General features: G+C 64.2%; 21 protein-coding genes. 7 read left to right on the plus strand and 14 right to left on the minus strand.

Features of this window, described 5'->3' with window-relative positions; translation table 11 throughout:
* Nucleotides 1–1,072: 1,072 nt before the first annotated feature.
* The 10 genes from ASF45_RS34065 to ASF45_RS09780 form a co-directional block, all read right to left on the minus strand.
* A complete protein-coding gene (locus ASF45_RS34065) occupies nucleotides 1,073–1,486 on the minus strand; it encodes an H-NS family nucleoid-associated regulatory protein (protein WP_063887626.1) in 414 nt (137 codons plus the stop codon).
* 864 nt (nucleotides 1,487–2,350) lie between these two features.
* Complete coding sequence (locus ASF45_RS35150) at nucleotides 2,351–3,094, minus strand: hypothetical protein (protein ID WP_162243982.1); 744 nt, start codon at nucleotides 3,092–3,094, stop codon at nucleotides 2,351–2,353.
* A 405-nt stretch (nucleotides 3,095–3,499) separates the two neighbouring features.
* On the minus strand, nucleotides 3,500–4,180 hold the full coding sequence (locus ASF45_RS36915) for a LuxR C-terminal-related transcriptional regulator (RefSeq protein ID WP_056660672.1): 681 nt from the start codon (nucleotides 4,178–4,180) through the stop codon (nucleotides 3,500–3,502).
* A gap of 71 nt (nucleotides 4,181–4,251) precedes the next feature.
* Nucleotides 4,252–5,451, minus strand: coding sequence for a cytochrome P450 (locus ASF45_RS09750; RefSeq protein WP_056660678.1), 1,200 nt, complete (start codon nucleotides 5,449–5,451; stop codon nucleotides 4,252–4,254).
* The gene (locus tag ASF45_RS09755; protein ID WP_056660681.1) at nucleotides 5,444–5,923 is read right to left on the minus strand and encodes a flavodoxin domain-containing protein; all 480 of its coding nucleotides are present in this window, start codon (nucleotides 5,921–5,923) and stop codon (nucleotides 5,444–5,446) included. Before ASF45_RS09755 ends, ASF45_RS09750 begins: the two co-directional genes overlap by 8 nt.
* A 106-nt stretch (nucleotides 5,924–6,029) precedes the next feature.
* Nucleotides 6,030–7,484, minus strand: coding sequence for an APC family permease (locus tag ASF45_RS09760; RefSeq protein ID WP_063887630.1), 1,455 nt, complete (start codon nucleotides 7,482–7,484; stop codon nucleotides 6,030–6,032).
* A 195-nt stretch (nucleotides 7,485–7,679) separates the two neighbouring features.
* The gene (locus ASF45_RS09765; RefSeq protein WP_056660687.1) at nucleotides 7,680–8,870 is read right to left on the minus strand and encodes a carbohydrate porin; all 1,191 of its coding nucleotides are present in this window, start codon (nucleotides 8,868–8,870) and stop codon (nucleotides 7,680–7,682) included.
* 177 nt (nucleotides 8,871–9,047) lie between these two features.
* A complete protein-coding gene (locus ASF45_RS09770) occupies nucleotides 9,048–9,689 on the minus strand; it encodes a TetR/AcrR family transcriptional regulator (RefSeq protein ID WP_162243983.1) in 642 nt (213 codons plus the stop codon).
* A gap of 13 nt (nucleotides 9,690–9,702) precedes the next feature.
* Nucleotides 9,703–10,905 carry an MFS transporter gene (locus tag ASF45_RS09775; RefSeq protein WP_056660693.1) on the minus strand — a complete coding sequence of 401 codons (1,203 nt, stop codon included), beginning with the start codon at nucleotides 10,903–10,905 and terminating at the stop codon, nucleotides 9,703–9,705.
* A 7-nt stretch (nucleotides 10,906–10,912) separates the two neighbouring features.
* Complete coding sequence (locus ASF45_RS09780; RefSeq protein ID WP_056660704.1) at nucleotides 10,913–12,160, minus strand: FAD-dependent oxidoreductase; 1,248 nt, start codon at nucleotides 12,158–12,160, stop codon at nucleotides 10,913–10,915.
* A 316-nt stretch (nucleotides 12,161–12,476) separates the two neighbouring features.
* On the opposite strand from ASF45_RS09780, the gene ASF45_RS35155 reads away from it, so the two are divergent.
* The gene (locus ASF45_RS35155; RefSeq protein WP_156472930.1) at nucleotides 12,477–12,737 is read left to right on the plus strand and encodes a hypothetical protein; all 261 of its coding nucleotides are present in this window, start codon (nucleotides 12,477–12,479) and stop codon (nucleotides 12,735–12,737) included.
* Here ASF45_RS35155 and ASF45_RS36920 read toward each other — a convergent pair.
* The 4 genes from ASF45_RS36920 to ASF45_RS09790 all read right to left on the minus strand — a co-directional run bounded on the left by ASF45_RS36920 (nucleotide 12,699) and on the right by ASF45_RS09790 (nucleotide 15,174).
* The gene (locus tag ASF45_RS36920) at nucleotides 12,699–12,905 is read right to left on the minus strand and encodes a hypothetical protein (protein ID WP_369802112.1); all 207 of its coding nucleotides are present in this window, start codon (nucleotides 12,903–12,905) and stop codon (nucleotides 12,699–12,701) included. The genes ASF45_RS35155 and ASF45_RS36920 overlap by 39 nt on opposite strands.
* A gap of 24 nt (nucleotides 12,906–12,929) precedes the next feature.
* Nucleotides 12,930–13,610: an AMP-binding protein gene (locus tag ASF45_RS36820; protein ID WP_255357782.1), complete on the minus strand. Its 681-nt coding sequence runs from the start codon at nucleotides 13,608–13,610 to the stop codon at nucleotides 12,930–12,932.
* A complete protein-coding gene (locus tag ASF45_RS36825; protein WP_255357783.1) occupies nucleotides 13,580–14,200 on the minus strand; it encodes an AMP-binding protein in 621 nt (206 codons plus the stop codon). Before ASF45_RS36825 ends, ASF45_RS36820 begins: the two co-directional genes overlap by 31 nt.
* A 197-nt stretch (nucleotides 14,201–14,397) precedes the next feature.
* Complete coding sequence (locus ASF45_RS09790) at nucleotides 14,398–15,174, minus strand: TetR/AcrR family transcriptional regulator (protein WP_235580867.1); 777 nt, start codon at nucleotides 15,172–15,174, stop codon at nucleotides 14,398–14,400.
* 178 nt (nucleotides 15,175–15,352) lie between these two features.
* Here ASF45_RS09790 and ASF45_RS09795 point away from each other — a divergent pair, with 178 nt between their 5' ends.
* The 6 genes from ASF45_RS09795 to ASF45_RS09820 all read left to right on the plus strand — a co-directional run bounded on the left by ASF45_RS09795 (nucleotide 15,353) and on the right by ASF45_RS09820 (nucleotide 21,301).
* On the plus strand, nucleotides 15,353–16,219 hold the full coding sequence (locus ASF45_RS09795) for a VOC family protein (RefSeq protein ID WP_056660707.1): 867 nt from the start codon (nucleotides 15,353–15,355) through the stop codon (nucleotides 16,217–16,219).
* Nucleotides 16,220–16,233: 14 nt separating this feature from the next.
* A complete protein-coding gene (locus ASF45_RS09800; protein WP_056660710.1) occupies nucleotides 16,234–17,325 on the plus strand; it encodes a Zn-dependent alcohol dehydrogenase in 1,092 nt (363 codons plus the stop codon).
* A gap of 34 nt (nucleotides 17,326–17,359) precedes the next feature.
* Nucleotides 17,360–18,343, plus strand: a complete 984-nt coding sequence (locus ASF45_RS09805) for a tripartite tricarboxylate transporter substrate binding protein (protein ID WP_056660713.1) — start codon at nucleotides 17,360–17,362, stop codon at nucleotides 18,341–18,343.
* A gap of 1 nt (nucleotide 18,344) precedes the next feature.
* On the plus strand, nucleotides 18,345–18,662 hold the full coding sequence (locus ASF45_RS09810; RefSeq protein ID WP_056660717.1) for a YdhR family protein: 318 nt from the start codon (nucleotides 18,345–18,347) through the stop codon (nucleotides 18,660–18,662).
* A complete protein-coding gene (locus tag ASF45_RS09815) occupies nucleotides 18,659–20,188 on the plus strand; it encodes an acyl-CoA synthetase (RefSeq protein WP_063887627.1) in 1,530 nt (509 codons plus the stop codon). Before ASF45_RS09810 ends, ASF45_RS09815 begins: the two co-directional genes overlap by 4 nt.
* A 489-nt stretch (nucleotides 20,189–20,677) precedes the next feature.
* The gene (locus ASF45_RS09820) at nucleotides 20,678–21,301 is read left to right on the plus strand and encodes a tyrosine-type recombinase/integrase (RefSeq protein WP_056660721.1); all 624 of its coding nucleotides are present in this window, start codon (nucleotides 20,678–20,680) and stop codon (nucleotides 21,299–21,301) included.
* Nucleotides 21,302–21,931: the final 630 nt, after the last annotated feature.

Consider the following 21,931-nt stretch of genomic DNA (forward strand, 5'->3'; position numbering starts at 1 on the left):
CAATCTGGCGCTTCAAGGCGACGATGCGGTTGGCAAGTCCATCTTTTGGCACCGCAAGCATGGTGGTCTGGGCGGGGCGTGCCGTGAGCCAGGCGCTCAAAGAGAACATGCTGGACCGCGTGGTCGAACTGGCTATGGGCTGGTCGGAAGAGCGGGGCTTCGGTCCGCCATTCCGCATCCCTGATCGAGGATCCTACCAGCACCTTCTGCCAATCATCCCGCGGGCTGGTGGTTGTTCGGTCGGGGATCGGTGGCCTTGAGCTGGACCGGAAGGTCGACTGCTGGTTTCAAGTGATCCTCTCATGTCGCGGCTATTGCAACAAGGCAAGCCTAACGCGTCACCTCAGGAAAATAGATCTCGCAGGTGGGCAAGCAGCATCACGGAGCGCGGCCATCGAAAGGCCGGTTCGGCCGCCATTGCTGGTCACGCAGGCAGTCGTATTGCTTGTCATTGGCGCCTAGCCGTCGATCGCTTCCTGAAGAGATGCTTCCCGCTCGTCGTCGGTCAACGTGTCCTCTGCATACGCGGGATTGAAGAACGACTGGTTCGCATCCAGCGCTCTGATGACGTCAAACCCTTCCGCGGATGAAAGACTTGCTTTTCGATCCAAAGCTCAAACACGAAGGAAAGAGCGCAGTCGGCTCGCAAGCGGCGCATGGTGGTTGCAGCTGACTGAGGTGGCGTCGCGACAAAGCCAAAAAGCGACGGCCGGGTGAAAGCACACACCCGGCCGTCTGACCATGACATGCCCGTTTCTTAGGAGATGCATGCCGCAGCTTGCTGACATTCTGCGCAGATCTGTTGCGAGCGCCTATACCCAAAACGCGGGATCCAAGCAGTGCGCCGATCGCTGCCCAAGGTCGCGTTTGGCCCATGCTTGGCATGCTCCCAGACAGTGCGCGATCAGCTCGTCCGCTGTTGGCATACCACCAGAACCGCAATCCGGGGACCGGTGACCTTTGGAATGGCCTCGGCCCTCCGCCTCGATGGATATGAGACGTCCTGGCTGCGGCGTCGCTGCTCGAGGGCTTCCTCTAGGAGCGTGACTCCTACATCCTCATGACAGTGCGCTCAGGCCTTCAGCTCGTCGAGCGTCTTCCCCCCGGCCAGTGCCTCAGTGAGCCAGCGTGGCTTCGGACCGAAGCCCGACCAGCTGTTGCCGGCACCATCCTTGTACTTCACACCTCCGGCACCAGCACGCGTCTTCTTGACTGGCGCGGCGGTTGAGGAACCTATTACCGGATCAACGAAAGCCTTTTCAGAGTTGCCCTTTGCGGATCGCGCCTTTGGCGACTTGCCACGTTTTCCTGCGCGCCCTTGCGCACCGAGATTGAGTTCGGCGGCCGTGAGGCTGTAATAGGCGATCGCCTCCTTGATCCTTTCGATCACCCCAGCCTTTTCGCTGGCGATGATCGAAGCGGCGCGCTCTTTGAGTCTTGCGATCTCCTGATCGATCTCTTTGAGCGTTTCGGTCGGTTCGGCCATCGAAGGCTTGGCAGAAGTGCGGCGGTTCTTCATAGGCGTCAATGCGGTAGCAAAAGAAGCACCCAGTCTAATGGACGACCCCGTTGGCAGTGTCATGGGCACTGATCGCCCCGCACGGCTTCTATTGAAGTGCCAGTTATCCCGAGCGTTGAGAGCGCAGACGACCGAGGCTGTCGCCATCAATCTCATGCAACCGGGGTGGCTCGAACAGGACATGCGTCACAGCGCGTGTGACTGCAGCAAACGCGCAATGCTCGACTGGATCAGTCTCGGTATCCGCCATAGCGACCGAGGCCACCGCAAACAGCCCACGTTTGCGGCGAGCGCATCGTATGCCAGAGTCCGCAGGCGTGACACCCTCCTTCGCCATTTCGCCAGAGCTGCCAGCGCGTCCTTGACGGGTCACAGCATCACCAACCGAGGGAGCGGGATCGTCGTGAAACCTAGTACTGGGACCAGTATCCATGTCGGGCCAACGACCAGCCTCACCCCTTAAAAAGCATGACGGGTGCCCGGTGCCACGCCCTATCGAGAGAAATCACTGCGCAGCCCCGTCTTTTCTGAACAGAGATCCTTCGAATGTGCGAAGCGGCCTGCCGGCAGCTCTCGACGATTGCGAATGCTACTGCTCCGTATATTGGATTGCGGCAAGACGAACGTCGAAGTCGCTACCGATCCGCTGATTGCCGACGCGGGGTACGCAGAGGCGTCCCATGAGCTGGCCTATTCGCTTGCCCGAGCGACTGGTCTTCGTGTGAGCTGCCGGTCACCGACTCTGGTCGAACCGCGGGAGCTGGCCGAGCGCGGATTCTGACTTTTAAACCGCTAAATCGACGCAGCCACACGATGGGTGGTCTGGCAGGTTTATGCAGCGGTGCCAGTGTTCGGCGAACGCTGGCCGCCGCGCCAGATGCCGATGAAGTCTCGAGTGCCATTGATCGCCCTGGAATAAAGCCACGACGGTGTCAGCTTCTCATGCGGTAGCTTCCAGATGGGCTTGTAGTGGTGCACGTGTTCGTTGCCGATGAAGATGTATTCCTCACAGGAGGCTATGATGGCCGCTTCGTCCACACCCGTTTCGCTGCCTCCGGCATCGGGAGCCTTGGGGTCGAAGCGGTGGGTCACCCAGCAGGCGATCACGACTTGTGGGCGATGCCGTTCGACCGCGCGATGCGCGTCCAGCTTTTCAACGTTCGGTCCATAAGGTACGGTCGGCTGGCCGAGCCTTTGGTAGTGCGCCCGCACGGCAGCACCTTCTTGCTGGCGGTTGTCGGTGGCCACGATACCGAGCGCACGCGCGAGAGCACCTGTTCCCGCTCCAATCTCGATGGCGGTGCGACCACCGATCCGGCCCCGCAGGAAGTCGCATAGTTCGGCCGTCGGTAGGCCATACACACCGTTTCGGACGCCGAACAACATCCGTTCCTCCGCGGAGGTGTCGGCCAGAGCGGCTGCTGGTACGACCTGCAGCCGGCCGTGTGCGTCCAAAAGATCCCCAGAAATGTCGCGGACGCGGGTCGGGTCGAGGCGAAAACCTTCCATGCCCCATTTTCGCAAGGTGTTCGTTAAAAGCGATCGGGCGACGATGTCTACGACATGCCCAGCCATCCACGCCGAGCATGTCATAGTAGATCGCGCCGAAATCCCGCTGCTGCCCGACGTATTCTTAGGGCAGGGGACGGGGGGTGCGGGATGGGGGAAGCGTGTTCTCTCGGCAGGCGCGCCTCAACGCGGCGCCCAACGCTGCCAAGTGCGCACCGGCGACGGCCAGCACCTGCCATTGCAGGGTATTGGTGGCTGGGAGCGCTCGATGCCACGTCTAGGATCTCTTCCAGCAGGGAACGCGGACGGGGGCCCCGCTTATTGGCGCGCTGGCTCCGGCCCGCCCTCGTACACCGTCGACGACGCGCGCTGTGTGCGGTTCGCGCAGTTCATGCGCACCGAGCAGCCGCGCTGGAAGAAGATCTCGACGACAGCGGCGCGCGCCTGGAGTAGGCCCCGGCGGCCCGGCGGCTACGCGAAGGACGCGATCTGGGTGCGGCTCTCCAGCCCGAGCTTGGCCAGGACGTTGGCGACATGCGTCTTGACCGTGACGATCTCGATGTGCGAGTGGGCCGCGATCTCCTTGTTGGACAGCCCCGTGGCCACGAGGGCCGCGACATCCATCTCGCGGGCCGTCAGGCGGAACTCGGTGGCCCAGCGCTCCTGCATCTGGAAGGTGCGCAGCGATCGCAGGTTGAGCAGGCTGGTCTCGATGTAGCCATGCAGCTGGCGCAGCGTGTGCTCGGAGAACAGGTCCTGCGAGTCGTGGCGCCGCAGCACGTTCAGGAACGCGATGGGCCGGCCCGCGGCGCGGAACACGAACGCCGCATCGTCGACGAAATTGAAGCGTGCCATGAACTGCGCATACGGCACGAAACGCGTGCCGAAGCGCTGGTCGGCCACGCTTCGCAAGGTGGTCACCTCGATCCGCTGGCTGAGCAGGAACTCTGGCGCGATCGGGTCGACATCGCGGAACACGTCATAGTAGCTGCGGATCATGTCCCGGCCGAGTCCGGCGTCGACGCAGGGCGGGATGGGCTGGCTGTCGTCGATCCATGTGAACACACAGGCCGGGCATTCCAGCATCGTCTTGGCGAACTCGGCCGTGCGCGTGGCGAATTCGAGGCAATCTGGTTTTTCGTGGAGTTGCATGGTGCCGCTTGGAGAAGAAGGCGCATGCACCGGCACGCGCCTTTTCCATGTGCAATTGATGTGCCAGTGCGCTACGGCACGAGCCGCAACGGCAGGTCCAGGTAGTTCATGATGCGGTCGTCGTAGCGGATCGCCGGCTCGGCCGTCAGCTCGATCGCCGAGTAGCGTTCCGTGATGCAGGTCAGCACCGTCTCGATCTCGGCACGGCTGATCAGCTGGCCGGCACAGTTGTGCGCGCCGATGCCGAAGGACAGGTGCTGGCTCTCGCGCATCGAGCGGGTGTGGTCGAAGCGGTCGGGATCCGCGAACACCTTGGCATCGCGGTTCACGGCCGCCGTCATGAAGGTCAGCTTGCTGCCCGCGGGAATCCGCTCCCCCTGGATCTCGACCTCCTCGGTGTTGTAGCGCGCGAAGGACATCTCCGGCGGGTAGAGCCGCAGGAACTCGTTGACCATGGCGGTGCGCACCGAGGGCGTGGTCTTGTAGAGCTGGTAGAGCGCAGGATCGCGCGTGAAATGGTGCAGCGCGCAGGCCAGCACATAGCTCGGATTGGGCGCCCCGGAGAAGAAGAAGTTCACCAGGGTCTGCTCGACCTCGGCCTCGGTCAGCTCGCCGCGCGCCTGCGCCTCGATCAGGGCGTCCGTCAGACCGGTGCCGGGCTGGAGCTTCTTCTGCGCGATGATCTCCCGGCAGCGGCGGAACAGGTAGTCGAAGCCGACCACGGACTGGGCGATGTCCTCCTCGGTGCAGGCCGGCGACTGCGCGGACACGATGCGCAGTGCGTTCTCGATCACGCCATCGATGTCGTCCTCGGGCACCTGGAACACCCGGCACATGGTGATGTGCGTGGGCACGGCCAGCAGGTGGTGGTGCGCCTCCACGCGGCCGTCGGCCGGGACCTTGGCCAGGGCTTCTTCCAGCACCGAGCGGGTGTGCTTGACCCACTCGCCGATCATCTTCGGCGTGAACCACCGGTTGAAGTGGCGCCGCAGCTGCGTCTGCCGCGGCGGGTCGTAGTACAGCACGCTGTCCAGGAAGACTTGCCAGGTGTGCGGCTTGACCCAGTCCGGCTCCTTCATGCTCATGCACGGCAGGCGCACGAACTCGACGTAGTCGGCATAGGTGGAGACGATGTATTCGCGCTCGGAGATCTGGTAGAGCGGCTGCTCCTGCTGCAGGCGGGCGTACCAGGGGTAGGGGTTCTTGCGGAAGGCCAGGTCGGCCCAGGGCAGGTAGGGGTCCAGCAGGACGTTGCCGCGGGTATCAAGCATGGCAGACCTCCCGCGAGGCCAGCAGCGGCAGCACCGTGGCGGACCAGGCGCCGATGGCATCGGACACGGACTGGCCGCGCGCGGCGTCGTGGCGGCCCGTCTCGCCCAGCTGCTGGGCGCCGAAGGCGCACAGCTTCAGCGCCAGCTCGTCGATCGCGCGGTTGTAGTTCTCGTAGGTGGAATCGCCCAGCCCGAACGCGACGAAGCGCAGGCCCGCCAGCGCCGGCGCCAGCTGCCGCAGCTTCTCGTAGAAGGGCAAGGTGGTCTCGGGCATCTCGCCATCGCCGTAGGTGGATGTGATCAGCACCAGCACCTCGAGCGCCGCCAACTGCGACACCTCGAAGTCCGCCATGGAGACGACCTCGGCCTGCAGTCCATCGGCCTGGGCGGCTGCGGCGAAGTCGTCGGCGGCCATCTCGGCGTTGCCGCTTTCCGTGCCGTAGAGAATCGTGATGTGCGGTACTTCTTTCATTGGGAGACCTGTGGGAGGGGATCGGAGGGAAGCCCTGCGTGCCGGCAGACCGGCACGGGGGCAGACGAAGGGTTGGAGGAAGGAGCAGCGCCGCTGCTCCGGGGCTTCAGGTGTCGGCGGGCAGCCAGCTGCCCAGGCGTCCGTACACCTCGGGCTTCTCGCGCTCGTAGAAGCTGGCCAGCAGCACACCGGCAGCCAGCACGCCGACGATGATGTAGATCATCCAGGTGCGTTCGCCAGGCTCGCCGCCGACCAGCAGGTGGAAGTTGGTGGCGATCAGCGTGATGAGCCCGAAGAAGCCGATGCTGGACACCACCGGCGCAGCGCATGCCTTCCAGAAGCTCACGCCGCGGTGCCGGCCTTCGCGGACATACCAGACCAGGCAGGAGATGTTGACCACCAGCATCAGCATCACGCCGCCCGCGGTGCCGACGCCGGAGAACTGTCCGTACAGGATCTCGGGCTTGGCGCCGAACAGCAGCACGACCGACAGCACCGCGACCACGGCGACGGAGACGGTGACGGATGCCGCGGCGGGCGAGGCGTGGCGCACATGCACACGGTTGAGGAAGCGCGGCAGTGCGCCGTCGCCGCCGAGGTTGAACAGGTAGCGCGACAGCACGTTGTGGATGGCCAGGCTGGACGCGAAGGCCGAGGTCAGCACCAAGAGGCCGATGGCGGTGCGAAAGCCCGGGCCGGTGTGCTTCTCGAACGCATCCATGAACATCGAGGCCGGGGCGTTCGTGGCCACCGACTGCACGTTGCCACCGTAGGCCCAGACCAGCGAGACCGCCGCGAAGGTGTAGAGCGCGCCGATGCTGAGGACCGCACCGATGGTCGCGCGCGGAATGGTCCGTGCCGGATCGCGCACCTCGTTGCGGAACAGCGCCGTCGCCTCGAAGCCCATGAAGAACGACACCGCGAACAGCATGGCGAACGGTGCGTCCTTCGTGAACAGGCGGCCCAGGTCGACCATCGAGGCCGTGCTGTACGTGGGTGCGGCCTCGCCCTGCAGCACGGTGATGCCGAAGGCCAGGCAGATGACCACTTCCGCCACCATGACGATGGTCAGCACCTTGGCCGACAGCTCGACGTGCAGGTAGCCGAGGACCGCGATGGCGGCCAGGCAGGCGAAGGTGAAGCAGTACCAGGGCACTGCGATGCCGGTCGTCGCGGCCAGCAGCTCCGCCGATGCGACGCCGAAGTACGAGGGCACGCCGGTCAGGATCACAAAGTACGTCACGATGGCCAGCAGGCCGGAGCCGAGCCCGAACTTCTTGCCCAGCCCATAGCTGATGAAGGAGTAGAAGTCGCCCGGGCGCTTCACCTCGTTGTTCAAGGTGAGGTAACCCAGCGAAAACAGCATCATCAGCACCATGACGCCGATGAAGATGAGCGGACTGATGGTCCCGCCGAACATCAGCGCGACCGGGATGTAGCCGGCCACCGTGGTCAGCGGCGCGGAGAACGCGAGCACGCTCAGTGCCAGACCCACGGCGCCCATGTGTCCCGTCAGCTTCGCAGCCGCCCCCGGGTCGGATTTCAGATCAGATGCAGTCATGTTGCGTCCCATGATGGCCAAGGGCCAATGAATTAATCACGCAGAAGTCTTCAAAGTCATTACTTCGGCGCGCATCCAATGCTATGCGTCCACCTTGTCCTGGAAATCCGCCTAAAGAATGAAATATCCCCAGCTCCATTCCGGTCCATGCACCAGACCGGGGACGGCTGCACCGCCCCGGAACGAATTTCTGCATCATGGCCACCAGTACTCCAGCTGCACGCCGACATTACTGCCATGGGTGTTTTCACCGAAGCTCCCCGTCGACGACAAGGCGGTCTGCGGGTTGATCTGGTCGGCCAGGCTTTGAGCGTCCTTGTTCCACCGCGCGTAGGTGTAATACAGGCGCAGTTCCGGCCGCGCATTCAATGCCCGCCCATTGGGAGACCACGTCGGCGCCACCGTCAATTTGGTCAGCCTGGCATCCTTGTCGGATGTTTTGACCCGGTCCACACCCAGTTCGACGATGAATTTGAAGTGCTCCGAGAACGAATAAACGGGCCGCACGCCAAAAGACGTCCAGTCGGATGCTGTTCCGTCCGCTCTCTTGGTTTTCTTGTAAAGAGCCGACACGGAGCCGGACCAGGACTGCGAGAATTCCCAATTCAGGTTGTCCAGCGCGAGCCAGATCCTGTCGGCGCGGCTGGTCGAAGCCGTGGCCACGGCGCCCAATCCGGTACCGGCACCCTCGCCATATTCCGCGACCACGGTATTCACACCGCCCAGGAAGGACTGTTGCTTGTGCTGCGCAAAGACGGACCAACCGCCATCCTTCACGGCATCGGTCCGCGGCACGTAGCTGAAACCGATGTCCACCGCGCCATCGGCATTGGTCGGAATGCCGCTCACGTTGACATCGTGCCGCGTCACGGACGTATGCTGGAACGGGGTATCCCTGCGGAAAAAGGCATAGCTCCACTTCAGGCCGGCGTAATTCACATCCTCCACGCCGAATCCCGTGCCGCTCGGATTCCAGTAGTAGTAGTCGGTGATGTCGATCTGGTTGCGCTTGTAGTAGCGCTTTCCTGCCCAGACACTGCCGCCGGCGAGGGCGCCGACGTTCTTGTACTGGACGTATCCCTCCATCAGGCGGGCGTAGCCGGTCTCGCCGTGGAAGACGAAATCCCGCCCGTAGCGCGCCTGGAGCCCGGGCATGACGCTGAACTCCAGCGACGAGCCGTCCTCGAATTTGGCGAACTCCTGCCGCAGGCCGAACTCGCCGTACTGCTCGCACTCGTTGCCCAGGCGGTATTTGGAATCGGCACCCGGCAATTGGAAACACTGCTGGGTTCCCCCATGGCTCGTGCTGCCCGTCCCGGTACGGAAATAACCGTACAGATCCATGCCGAAGCCCTGCCCCGAATAACCGATCGCGAGTGTCGACATTGCCGTGATCCAGAATTTTCTCACCGTGCTACCCCATGAATTCAGCCAATTGCTGACAGGGTCCACTCTAAATTTTTGAGATTTTCTGGCGTCGTTCCGAAGGATGATTGTGAAGGCAGAACTTGGTGCGGCTCGAAGCCGCTGCACCAAGGCTGTGCCGGGCGGATATGAGTATGCTCAGGCGGAAATGGAGGTCTGCCGCCGGATCATGTCCATCGAGAAATCGATGCAGGCCAGGATGCTTTCTTCCGAGCCTGAGAAATTCCACCAGCCATGGCAGGAATCGAGCGCCACCCGGATGAATCCGGCGTGCGTCCGGGGATTTTCGCAACCGAGGTCGAGCAAGATCGCCTCGTACATGAAATCGCAGAATTTCAACCACTCGTCCACCTCGGCGCGCAAGGCATCCTGCAGAAAGTGGCCGAAGCGGTCCGTCGCGACCAGCATGTCCCACATGTCGTTTTCGGGGCGCGTGAGTTGCTGGCGCAAATGGACCTCGACGAGTTGGCGCAAGGCCTCGCCCGGTGTTTTGGCGTTGGCAATGCCATCGTGGACCGCCAGGGCGAACAGGTTGTAGTTGCTGCGCAGGCTGTCCGCGAGAATCTGGTCCCGGCCGCCGGAGAAATGCGAATAGATCGTCGACGCCTTGAGTCCCGCCATAGTCGCCAGGCGGCGCATGGTGACGGAGGAGTAACCCTCCTGGGCCGACAGCTGCAGAAAGGCCGCGATGATTTTCTGCTTGCCGCCGGTCAGCCCCACCTGGTCGAAGGCACCGAGGTATTTCTTGAGGCCCGCTTTCATCAATCCGATATGGTGCATGTTCATCTTCTCCTCAAGAAACTTTCCGGCTGCGAAATCTGTTGCCGGCCTGGCCGAAGCCGATGCCCTGCACACACAGGGCCAGTGCGCATGCCGCGGCGGCCACGCCGACGTAGGCCGGCGCCACCAATCCCAGGCCCTGGCCAATCGCCAGCCCGCCCAGCCAGGGGCCGAGTGCATTGGCGATGTTGAAGGCCGCATGGTTGGAGGACGCGGCCAGGTTGGCCGCGGCCGGCGCGGCCTCGATCAAATGGGCCTGCAGGATCGGCGAGAGCGCGACCGTCGCCCCCACGAGAAACATGCCCAGGCCGAGCAGCGGCACGGTCTGCGCCAGGAACGGGAAGGCCAGCAGCGCCACCAGGTTGAACGACAGCGAGAGCACGATGGCAGTCTTGTTGAGCCGGTCGTAGCCCCAGCCCCCCACCAGGTTGCCCAGAAAAGCGCCCAGGCCGAACAGGGCCAGCAGCAAGGGCATGGCCGCGGAAGGCCCCCTGGCCACATGCTGCAGCACCGGGGCCAGGAAGCTGAACACCGCAAAGGTGCCGATGAAGCCGATGGCCGCCACCGCCAGCGCCAGCCAGACCGCCGGGATGTTGAAGGCGCGGAACTCCTGCCGTGCCGACGGTCCGGCGCGGCCCGACTGCGCCGGCAGCACCAGAGCCAGCGCCACACAGGCGGCGACGCCCAGCGCGGTGATGCTCCAGTAGACGGCACGCCAGTGCGCGACCTCGCCGAACCATGCCGCGAACGGAGTGCCGATCAGGATGGCCAGCGTCACCCCGGCCATGACCCGGCTGATGGCCCGCGCACGCTCGTTCGGCGCGGCGAACGACGCGGCGACCACGGAGGCCATGCCGAAGAACGCCCCATGGGGCAGGCCGGCCACGAAGCGTGCGGCCATCAGTTCCCAGTAGCCGCTGCACAGCGCGAAGGCGCCGTTGCCGGCGATGCAGAGCAGCAGCAGGACCAGCATGGCCTTCCTGCGCGGCCAAGCCGCGCCCAGCAGGACCATGGCCGGCGCGCCGACCACCACGCCCACGGCGTAGCTGCTGACGAGCTGGCCGACCTGCTGGAACGTGAACCCCAGCTCCTGGGCCAGGTTGGACATGAGGCCGACCAGCGCGAATTCCGACGTGGCGATGGCGAAGCAACCCAGCGCCAGCGCCAATTCGATCACGCGGCGGGTGCCGCTGCCGATGGCCTGGTCCGAGGACATGCTGGCTTCAGGCAAGGGCCACCTGGGGGACGGGCTGCGCGCCGACCGCCGCGGCCACGTCGAGCATGTGCTGGATGTTGTCGATCTTCACGCGGCAGCGCTCCCCGGTACCCGCCTCGCGTTCGTGCCGGTCGATGGCCTGCCACTGCGCGAAGCTGACCGCGCGGCCGGCCAGCAGGGGCTCCATGACCGCATGGCCGGGTTTTCCGGGCTGGATGGCGCCGGCCTGCAGGTCGGCAATGATCTGGTCGGCGACCAATCGCGCATCCTTGCGGTTCTCGGCCACCGTGCCGGTCGGGCCGCGGCGCGCCCAGCCGACCTTGTAGACGCCGTCTGCATCGCCGCAGGCGGTGGTGCGGTCTTCCTCGAAGCCGATCGCGGTGACCACCTTGGTGTAGCTGCGCTCGCACGAGGTCTGGCGGGCCTTGTCGATCAGGCGCAGGCTTGCGCCATCGGCGCGCTCGTCGACGAGCAGCGGCTCGGTGTTGAAGTGGAAGTCCAGCTGCAGCCCGTTCGTTGAAGACCGGGCCGCCGCGGCGCGCAGGATCTGCGCGGCCTCGCACGGGTCGTCGTCGGCCACGCCGTGCATGCCGACGCTGACACGCTCCAGCGCGATGAGCTCCTTGAGCATCGACAGGTCGAACTTGGCACGCCCGATCTCCGAGCGCCCGATCACGTCGATGGCGCCGATCCGCGAGGCGCCGACCGAATGGAAGGTCGGGTCGTGGATGTCCGAGCCCACGAGTTCGGCAGCGGTCTTGGCCAGCAGGCGGGCGGCATCCATGGCGACGTTGCCGTTGCCGATCACGGCGATGTGCTTGCCAAACGGGCCCAGCGATGCGCGCTCGCCGCGCGAAAACGGGTAGCTGTTCAAGGCCCGGAGCAGCCGGCCGGCGCCGACCACGTGGCGGCTCCCGGACAGCAGCGCGAAGGGCTTGTCCTCGCTCAGCCCGGTGGCCTTGACCACGACGTCGAAGTTCCGCCGGATGTCCTGCAGCAGCACGGCATCGCCGATGCGCGTGTTGCCCAGGAAGCGCACCCGCCCCTGCGAGAACATGCGTTCGAACTGGTTGATGACGCCCTTGTTGCCCTGGTGGTCGGCCGCGATGCCGAAGCGCACCAAGCCGTACGGAACGGGCAGCGCCTCGAACACGGTGATCTCCGCAGCAGGCAGGGCCTTGGCCAGGAACTGCGCGGTGAAGCAGCCCGCGGGGCCACTTCCAATGATTGCTACGGTGCAGGTGCGGTACATCATCAGGGGGGGTGCGAACGAACGGCCGTTCGCAAGAAATGGGTTAAAAAAATGAGCCGATGGCTCCTAGACATGCGACCTCGAAAGGGCATGACGCGACACCATGCGATCAGCAAGCCGCGTGCCAGCCAAACTTCTGCCTGGCGCACCATTTGCGCGCAGGAACGCCCCTCCCTGGCGCGCTCCGCGTAAAGCACGGTGTGGCCCACAGGGCCAGACGGAGCCGTCTCGGTGCACAAAGGTCTGGCAGCGGCTGGCGGACGATTGACCGGTCATGGGTATGCTGGCGGCGCGCTCACCGCCAGACCACCCCCTCGCCATGCAGAATTACCTCGCAGCCAGCCAGTACATCGACCACGACCATGCCGCTGTCCGGGCCCTGGCGAAGGACCTGGCCCAGGGCAGGTCCACGGATCGGGAGATCGCCGCCGCCTGTTTCGCCTTAGTGCGCGACGAGATCAGGCACAGCGTGGACTTCAAGCTGAACCCGGTCACCTGCAAGGCCTCGGATGTGTTGCGTCGGCGCGCAGTGCCCGCTTGTTCAGCTTGCCGGTGGCGGTGCGGGGGATGCGGGTGGTGAACTCCAGCACGCGTGGAACCATGAAGCCTGCGATCCGCGTGCGCATGAACGCCAGCAGTTCCGCACCGAGATCGGCCGAAGGCGTGATGCCCGGCGCGGCTCGACCACAACATTCACGCTCTGGCCCATCTCGGCGTCGGGGATGCCGAACACTGCCACGTCCGCCACCTTGGGGTGCAGTGCGAGTGCGTTCTACACGGCTTGCGGGTAGATGTTGACTCCGCCCGAAATGATCATGAAGTCCTTGCGGTCGACCAGGAACAAGTAGCCGTCCGCGTCCACATGGCCCATGTCGCCCAGCGTGGTCCAGTTGGGGTGGCGTGGGTGCTGCGCAGCGCGCGTCTTGGCCTCGTCCTTGTGGTACCGAAACGGCTGTAACTCGCGCGCGAAATAGACCTGGCCGTCTTCGCCGGCAGGCAGCTCGGCGCCGTCGTCGCCACTGATGTGCAGCGTCCCGACGACTGCTTGGCCGACCGAACCCGGCTTGCGCATTGCCTGGGCGCTGTCGATGACCGTGAGGCCATTGGCTTCCGTCCCAGAGTAATACTCCGTCAGGATCGGGCCCCACCAGTCGATCATGCGCTGTTTGACCTCCACGGGGCAGGGCGCTGCGGCATGAATGGCCACACGGTGGCTGGACAGGTCATGGCGCTCGCGTACGTCGTCGGGCAGCTTGAGCATCCGCACGAACATGGTCGGCACCCACTGGCTGTGGGTGATGCCATCGCGCTCGATGCAATGCAGTGCGGCTTCGGCGTCGAACTTCCGCATGAAGACCGTCGTTCCGCCCACGAAGTGCGGATTGGTCGCGTAGCCCAGCGCCGCAGCGTGGTACAGCGGGGCTACAGACAGGTAGACGGCGTCGCTCGCCACCCGAAGCGCGAAATCATCGCGGCCCGGATCGGCTCCAGCCCTTCCCAGACCTTGCGCATGGGCAGCTCGCGCACCACCCCCTTAGGCCTGCCCGTAGTTCCCGAGCTGTACAGCATGGCGCCGCCCAGCCACTCTTCGGCCAGGGGTTCGGCCGTGCTGGTCGCCAAAGCCTGCTCGTAGCTGCCCCATCCGTCGAGGTCACCATCCATCGACAGGCGGTGTGGACATCGCGTGAGTTGCCCGGCGATGCCATGCGCGAGTTCGCCCACCGCTGAGGACGAGATCACCAGGCGTGCGTCGCAGTCGTTCACGATGAAGGCGGCTCCGTCTGCGGTCAGGTGCCGGTTGACGGTGGTCAGCAGAAGCCCGGAGCGCAGCGTCGCCCAGGCGATCTCGAAGAACCGGATGTTGTTTTCCAGGATGACGGCAATACGCTCGCCTCGGCGCAAGCCCAGCCCGTGCAGGTACTGGGCAAGTCGGTTGGATCGGTCGTCGAGCTCCCGATAGCTCAGCGTTGCACCGGTTTCAGCGCAGACCACCGCCGCTTTGTCGGTAACGAGACGGGCGTGGTCGCCCAAGTAGCAAGCCATCGCGGCACTCTCCACAAAGTACATGGACCGAGAGTGCCGCGGATAAGGTGTCAAATCGGCACACTTTGGAATCACACTTGACTCCAAAGTTTGCGAGATTCAATGCTTCGTCTGCATAGGGGAAATGCTGAATTTCCAGAAAAAGGAATCAATTGAGATTCCTGAATTCCCAACCTCGGCCGAACGGTTGGCGGCGGTCAGCTGGAGGCAGGCAGTGCAAGGGAGCGCAAAAAGGTCTCTGTCTGGCGGCGCTGCATCTGGAAGGCCGCGTCCAGCGAAGAACTGCGCTTGTTGATCAGGCGCTCCACGGCGAGGCCGCGCACCGTGGCGAACATCTGGAGGAAGGCCACGCCTGCGGTGTGCGTGTCCACTACCTTCATCGCGTCGAACTCCAGCGTCAGCAGTTGCTTCTCGATCTGCTGGCGCGAGCGCCCTACCTTGTCGAGTTGGTCAGCTAGATCCGGGTCCGCGCGCGAGCCCAGCATCACCTCTAGCACCGCGAAGGCGCGGGGTTGCTTGTACAGCTCCCAGGTGAAGTCGAGCCAGGCCATGACGCGCGGCAGCCCGGCCGGGAAGCCGTGCACATAGCCCAGGGTCTCCTCGCGCAGGCCGTCGAGCAGCCACTCCAGCAGTCGTGCATAGAGGTCGGCCTTGGTGGCGAACTGCTTCAGCAGGGCACCGCGGCTGATGCCGGCCCGCTTGGCCACGGCAAGCGTGCTGGCCCCGGCGTAGCCGCTCTCGTGCAGGCACGCAATGGCCGCTTCGAACACTTTGCTGCGCGTGATTTCGCGGCGCGCGGCGTGGGTGCCGCGGCTGTACCGGCCGCCGGCTGGCCGCTCAGTGTTGGGTGCGGCTTCGGCGGGCATGGCTGCGGCGGATGGCATGGTGACTCCTTGAGGGTTGCCGGCTGCGCCTGTTCTGACCGCCGGCTGCATCCGCGCCATTGTGTCCTGGGCCTTGATCCAGACACTCACAGGCTTGTGAAAAGGAGTCAGCATCGACTCCAAGTTTAACGGGATGTGTTCCAGACTCTTGTCCGGTCTGAGCAGCAAATGAGGGTTTCCACCAATCGAATATTTGAGATCATCATTGACTCCAAATATTGCTGCGACGTAAGATTTTTGGAACAGACACTCACCCGAGAGGATCCCCTTGTTTGCAGTTCAGAAGCTGTTTCATCTCACACAGATCGTGGACGATCTGGACGAGGCAGACCGCTGGTACAACCACCATTTCGCGCCCTGTCGCTTCTATCGTGGCTACATGAAGGAGGCGATGCGGCACGCGTCGTTGCTGGCCATCGGCGACGCCACCGTTGTCGAGCCGGTGCAGTTGTCGCAGGAGCCTGGCGCGGCCGAGTCGCCACTAGGGCGCTTCCGGGCGCGCTTCGGTTCGCGGCTGCACTCGATCGCCTGGTACGTCGATGACCTCGACCACGCCGTAGAGGTATTGCGCGCGCATGGCGTGCGCCTCGTAGATGTGACGGGCCGTCCGATCGAATCCAGGGAGCAGGCTGCCGAGGCGAAGTACGTATGGACGCACCCTAAGGACAGCTTTGGCCCGCTGGAGTTCGCGCGGCTGAATCTGGAGACCACCACCGACCCGCGCGTGCAGCGGCATTGGTCGGCCACCTACTGGCTCGAGCGGCACCCGCTGGGAATTGGCGGCGCGCTGCGCATCACGATGACGACACGCAGCCGCGTCGCTGCGTCGCGCTTTTACCAGGAGGTGCTGGGGGCGCGAGAGGTGCCGCCACTGCCGGGACAGGGCGGCACCGCCTTGCAGGTTGGCAGCGACACCATCGTGGACCTGGTCGATTCCACCGACGCGCGCTACGGCGATTTCGGCGAGGGCGTCTTCGGCATGACCTTCCAGGTCAAGGACATCGAGCGGGCAGAGGCGTTCCTGCGCGGAGCGGGCCTGGCGACTGAACGTCATGCCGGGCGCACGCTGTTCATTTCGCCTGCTCAGGCGTTGGGCACCACGGTGGGCTTCCACCAACCTGACGAGGTGCGGTGATGGGCGTGCGATCTATGAGCGCCATCCTGCGCAGCTACGGCGCCAACGTTTCGGTGGAGGAGATTGTCGTCGACGATCCCATGGACAACGAGGTGCTGGTGCGCACAGTGGCATGCGGTGTGTGCCACAGCGACCTGCATTTCAAACAAGGGTCTATGCCGCACTTTCCGGTGCCCGCCGTGCTGGGACACGAGGCGGCCGGCGTCGTGGAAAAGGTTGGCAGTGGCATAACCGACCTCAAGCCCGGGGACCATGTCATCGCGTGCAACGCAATCGCGTGCGGGACCTGCAAGCAATGTCTGTCGGGTGCGCCCCACCTTTGCATGAACCGTGCGCCGGCACGCCGCCCGCGCGGTGCTCCGCCGCGCCTGAGCCAGGACGGCAGCAAGCTGCTCGCCTTCTCAGATCTGGGCGCTCTGTCCCAGTACATGCTGCTGCCTCGTGGCGCGCTCGTTCCCATCGACAAGGACATTCCGCTGGACCGGGCCGCATTGATCGGCTGCGCAGTGCTGACAGGTGTCGGCGCTGCACTGAATACGGCCAAGGTTGCCCCTGGTTCGCGCGTGGCAGTGTTCGGCTGCGGTGGCGTGGGCAGTTCCATCGTGCAGGGCGCCCGCATTGCGGGGGCGCGCCAGATCATCGCGGTCGACATCGTGCAGTCCAAGCTCGAGAGCGCACGCCGCTTCGGTGCGACCGACACCGTGCATGCCTCCACTGCGAATCCGGTCGAGGCCATCATGGAGCTCACCGGCGACGGCGTTGACTATGCGTTCGACGCCGTGGGCAGCACCCGGCTGCTGTCGCAGTGCTACGAGAGCCTGGCCCAGCGTGGCATGGCCGTGCTCGTGGGCGCCATTCCGGCAGGGCAGAAGCTTTCCATCGACGCGCGCGGCCTGCTGCGCGAACGCAAGGTGACAGGCTCGTTCATGGGTTCGAACCGCTTCCAGGTAGACATGCCCTATTACCTGGACCTGTACCGCCAGGGGCGGCTGGACCTGGACGCCATGGTCAGCAACCGCCTGCCACTGGACCGCGTGGAGGAAGCCTTCGCGGCTTTCGAGACCGGCGAAGCGATGCGAACCGTCATCACCTTCGAAGGCGCCTGAGAACGCGCCTCACCCCACATACTGGAGACATGCAATGCATCAACCCATCCGCCGGCGCACATTCGTTGCGTTCGCCGCCGCCTCTACCGCGGCATCCGCGGTCCTGTCCCAGGACGCCTGGGCGCCGACGCGGCCAATCTCGCTGGTCGTCCCCTTTGCTCCGGGAGGTCCCACAGACGCCATTGCGCGCGCGGTGGCCGACCGGCTTGGCAAGGCGCTTGGCCAGCCCATGATCGTGGAAAACAAGCCGGGTGCGGGTGGAGCCATCGCCTACGAGTACGTGTCGCGCGCGGCGCCGGACGGGCACACAATCGGCATGCTGGGCTCGTCGATGATCGCCAATGCGGCGCTCGGCATTCTTCCGCTCGATCCGCTACGCAACTTCACGCCTATCGCGCAGCTGTTCAACCTGGAGATCCTGCTAGTCGTTCGGCCGGAGCTACCCGTCGACAATGTCTCGGAGCTCATTAAGTACCTGAAAGCCAATCCCGGCCGCCTGAACTACGGCTCAAGCGGCAACGGTTCGTTGACGCACTTGCAGATGGAGGTCTTCAAGGCGCTGACCGGGACGAGCATCGTGCACATCCCGTACAAGGGCAGCGCTGGCACCGTGCAGGACTTGCTGGCAGGGCAGATTCAGCTGTCCTTCGACACGGTGGCGACTTTCGGGCCCCACATCAAGAGCGGCGCGTTGAAGCTGCTGGCGGTGGCGATGCCGACCCGCAGCACCATGTTCCCGAGCGTGCCCATCCTTGTAGAGAGTGACCCGCTGCTGCGGGACTTCGATCTCGCGGTGTGGGCAGGCTTGGGGGGGCCGGCCGGACTGCAAGCACCGATCCTTGCGCGCATCCACCAAGAGGTCGGCAGGATCCTGGCCGAAGACGCGTTGGTCCAGCGGCTCCACGCCGCGGGCGCCACGCCTGCGCCGACCACCACCGAGGCCTTTGTGAAGCGCATGACCAACGAATCGGTCAAGCTGAGCAAGCTGATCCGGCAACTCAACCTGAAGGTGGGCTAGCGTGATCGTGGTGCAGTCTTCTTTCCCCTTGCCCTCCGACACGACGTGGGATGCCTTCACCACGGCCATGGCCGAGACGGTTCCACACTACCGTTCTGTGCCGGGGCTGTTGCGCAAGCTCTACATCTACGACGCCGATCGCCAGGAGGGTGGAGGCATATACAGCTTTGACAGTCGGCAGAGCGCGCAAGATTGTTTCAACGCCGAGATGGTCGCCCGTGCCACGTCGCGCTTCGGCAGGTTCGAGCTGCAATGGTTCGAATGCCCAATCGCCATCGACAACGAGGCCGGCTCCGTCTTTGGAGCACCGCGGTCATGACAGAGCCGACGATCTTCCTGGACGACCTGCAAACGACGCGCGATGCCGTGCTGGCGCATGCCAGCCGCGCTGCATCGGGCTTCGGTGAAATGGGCTTCGGCGAAGGCGACGCCGTTGCCCTGCTGCTGCGCAACGACTTCGCTTTTCTGGAGGCGATGCGCGCAGCGAGCGCCATCGGTGCCTACGCCATTCCGCTGAACTGGCACACCACGGTCGATGAGATCCTTTACGTGCTGGAGGACGCCAGGCCCAAGGTGCTGATAGCGCATGCAGACCTGCTCGCGCCGTTGCGCGCGCGGCTGCCCGGCTGGATCCGCGTGTTGGTCGTGCCCACGCCGGCGTCTGTGCAGATACGCTATGGGCTTACACCGGTAGCTGGGCTACTGCAGCCTGGTGACATCGCCTGGGCCGACTGGTGCATGCGCCACCTGCCTTGGAACGCCGCGCCGCGCGCGAGCCGCTCGACCATGTTCTACACGTCCGGGACGACCGGCAGGCCCAAGGGCGTGCTGCGCCAACCGGCGACGCCTGCGCAGACCAGCAGTCTTGAGCAGCTGATGGCCGAGGTCTATGGATTTCGGCCCGGTATTCGGGCGCTGATCTGCGGCCCGATGTACCACGCCTCGCCGAACGTCTATGCAAGACACGCATTGGCCTGCGCAGAGGTATTGGTGATGCAGTCCAAATTCGACCCGGAGCAGACGCTCGCACTGATCGAGAAGCACCGCATCTGCAACGCCGTCATGGTGCCGACCATGTTCATCCGGCTGCTCAAGCTGCCGAAGGAGGTGCGCGACCGCTACGACGTGAGCTCTTTGAAATGGGTGACACATTCCGGCTCTCCCTGTCCGCGCGACATCAAGGAGGCATTGATGCAGTGGTGGGGCCCCATCGTGTACGAGACTTATGGCGGCACCGAGGTCGGTGCCGCGACGCTCTCGACACCGAGCGATTGGCTGGCCTATCCGGGCTCGGTCGGCGTTGCGACCAAGGGTGCCCAGATCGCTGTTTATGGTGACGATGGGCGCCCGGTGCCAGACGGGCAAGCGGGTGATGTCTACATGCGGGTGCCGGCCTATGCCGACTTCACCTACTTGAACCACGACGACAAACGCGCCGAGGTGGAGCGGGATGGCCTCATCTCGATCGGCGACATCGGCTACCTGCGGGACGAGCATCTGTACCTATGCGACCGGCGCTCTGACCTCGTCATCTCCGGCGGCGCCAACGTGTACCCGGCGGAAGTGGAAATGGTGCTGGCCGACTGCCCCGGCGTGCAGGACTGCGCGGTGTTCGGAATCCCGGACGAAGAGTTCGGCGAGTCCCTTGCAGCAGCGGTCCAGTTGTTGCCGGGTGCGCAGGTGACACCTAATGAGCTACGTGCACATCTGGAGCCGCGGCTGGCGCGCTACAAGATTCCAAGGCTGTTCCAGTTCCACGCGCAGCTGCCTCGCGAGGACAGCGGGAAGATCTTCAAGAGGCGTTTGCGCGAGCCGTTCTGGGAAGGGCTGGGCAGGAAGATCTGAGTTCAAAAGTCCGCACCACTGGTGCGCGTAGCTGCTCCAGCGGTCTGGCCGAACCATCAACCATGACATCGCTGCACCCGGCCTTGATCGCTACGTGTCGGCGGCGATGGCATTTCCGACTTCTGCACGTCGGTCAACGCTTTGAAGCCGGCCTACCAACGATGGAAGTTGTTGATCAATTCGTCGCGGATCGCAGGTGATGTCTCGCTCCAACGACTGGTCCTACGCCAAGCGGTCACTTGATTTACTGTAAGTAGATGAGCGTTTGTGTAGTTCATGGAGAACTGGGTCGTTGTTTCCGCGCTCTGCATACTCCCAGTGGAATCAGGGTCGCGGCGAGCAGTTGAGCGGCTGCTCCTGGCCGATAGCGCCTACGCGCCGGAACGCTTGAATGCGGCCTTTCTGATCTGCTGGTCAGAGGGGGCAACCCGGGCGGTCGCTGACACCCAGGAGCATCCTATGAGGCCCTGAACTCGATGGGAGACCATCATGGAAACCGGAAGCAACGCGACTCACCACGAGCCGTGGAACAAGGGCAAGATCGTGGGGCAGAAGGCACCGTTCAAGTTGAAGGACATTTGGGCGCTGCGCGTTCGCCTCCAGATGGAAGGCCGGCTCCGCGAGCTGGCTCTCTTCAATCTCGGGATTGACAGCAAACTGCGCGGTTGCGACCTCGTTGCCCTGAAGGTTCGCGACGTGTGCCATGGTGAACAAGTTGCCGCACGCGCCATCGTCCTGCAGCACAAGACGCAGCGCCCGGTCCAGTTCGAGATCACAGCCGCTACCCGAGAGGTTCTGGCGGCGTGGATCAAGCAGGCTGGACTGAGGTCGGACGACTTCCTATTCCCCAGCCGGCTTCATGAGTCGCCACATCTGGGAACGCGGCAGTACGCCCGGATTCTTGGCCACTGGGTCACAGAGCTGGGCCTCGACCGCGCGGACTATGGGACGCACTCGATGCGAAGGACCAAGGCGACCCTGATCTATCGACGCACGAAGAACCTGCGTGCTGTGCAACTGTTGCTCGGGCACTCCAAGCTGGAATTGACCGTGCGATACCTCGGCATTGAGGTCGATGACGCCCTCGAGCTTTCCGAGCAGACAGAGATCTGAGTAGCCGCAGCGGCTGCCTTTGCATCAAGCCGAGGCGGCTGCCGCTCGACGACGGCTATGTGGGGCATGGCCGCGGCGACGCTCTCGGCCATCTGCTGTCGGTCAACGCGGATCCGCGGATGGCCGCACCAGACTGGTTGCTGACCTTGAAATTTCATCGCTGGGTGACCGCCGCGTGCGAGACCCGCCACTCACGATCGACTGGCGCGTCGGTCCGCTGTACTACCGACACCGGTCGGTCAAAACCGACCACCGGCTCAACCCTGACGAGCGACTGCTCTTGGCGGGGACGGATTGCGCTCTGCGACCAACGCCGAATTAGCAGAGCCCGTCTTCAGCGCCTGAAAGCAGGCGTTCGAACTATCGACCCGGCGGCTCCGCGTGGCGTCCGGCAGCGGTAACTGTGCCCAAGTTTCGGTGGAGACTCGGAAAGAGATGACGATGCTGGACAGCAATCTGAGCGCACACGGCATCTTCTCGCCCACGGTGATCAGCGGTCACAGACATGGGTCGATGCTGGTCGGAGCCGCTGAAGTGTTGATTTCCACGCAGAACTGACCCACTGCCACAGGTAATTTCCGTCCAAATCTGACCCACGTAAGAACCCTAACCTGCTGCTTTTTGCGGCAG

It is taken from the genome of Pseudorhodoferax sp. Leaf265 (assembly GCF_001422365.1).
Classification (GTDB): domain Bacteria; phylum Pseudomonadota; class Gammaproteobacteria; order Burkholderiales; family Burkholderiaceae_C; genus Pseudorhodoferax.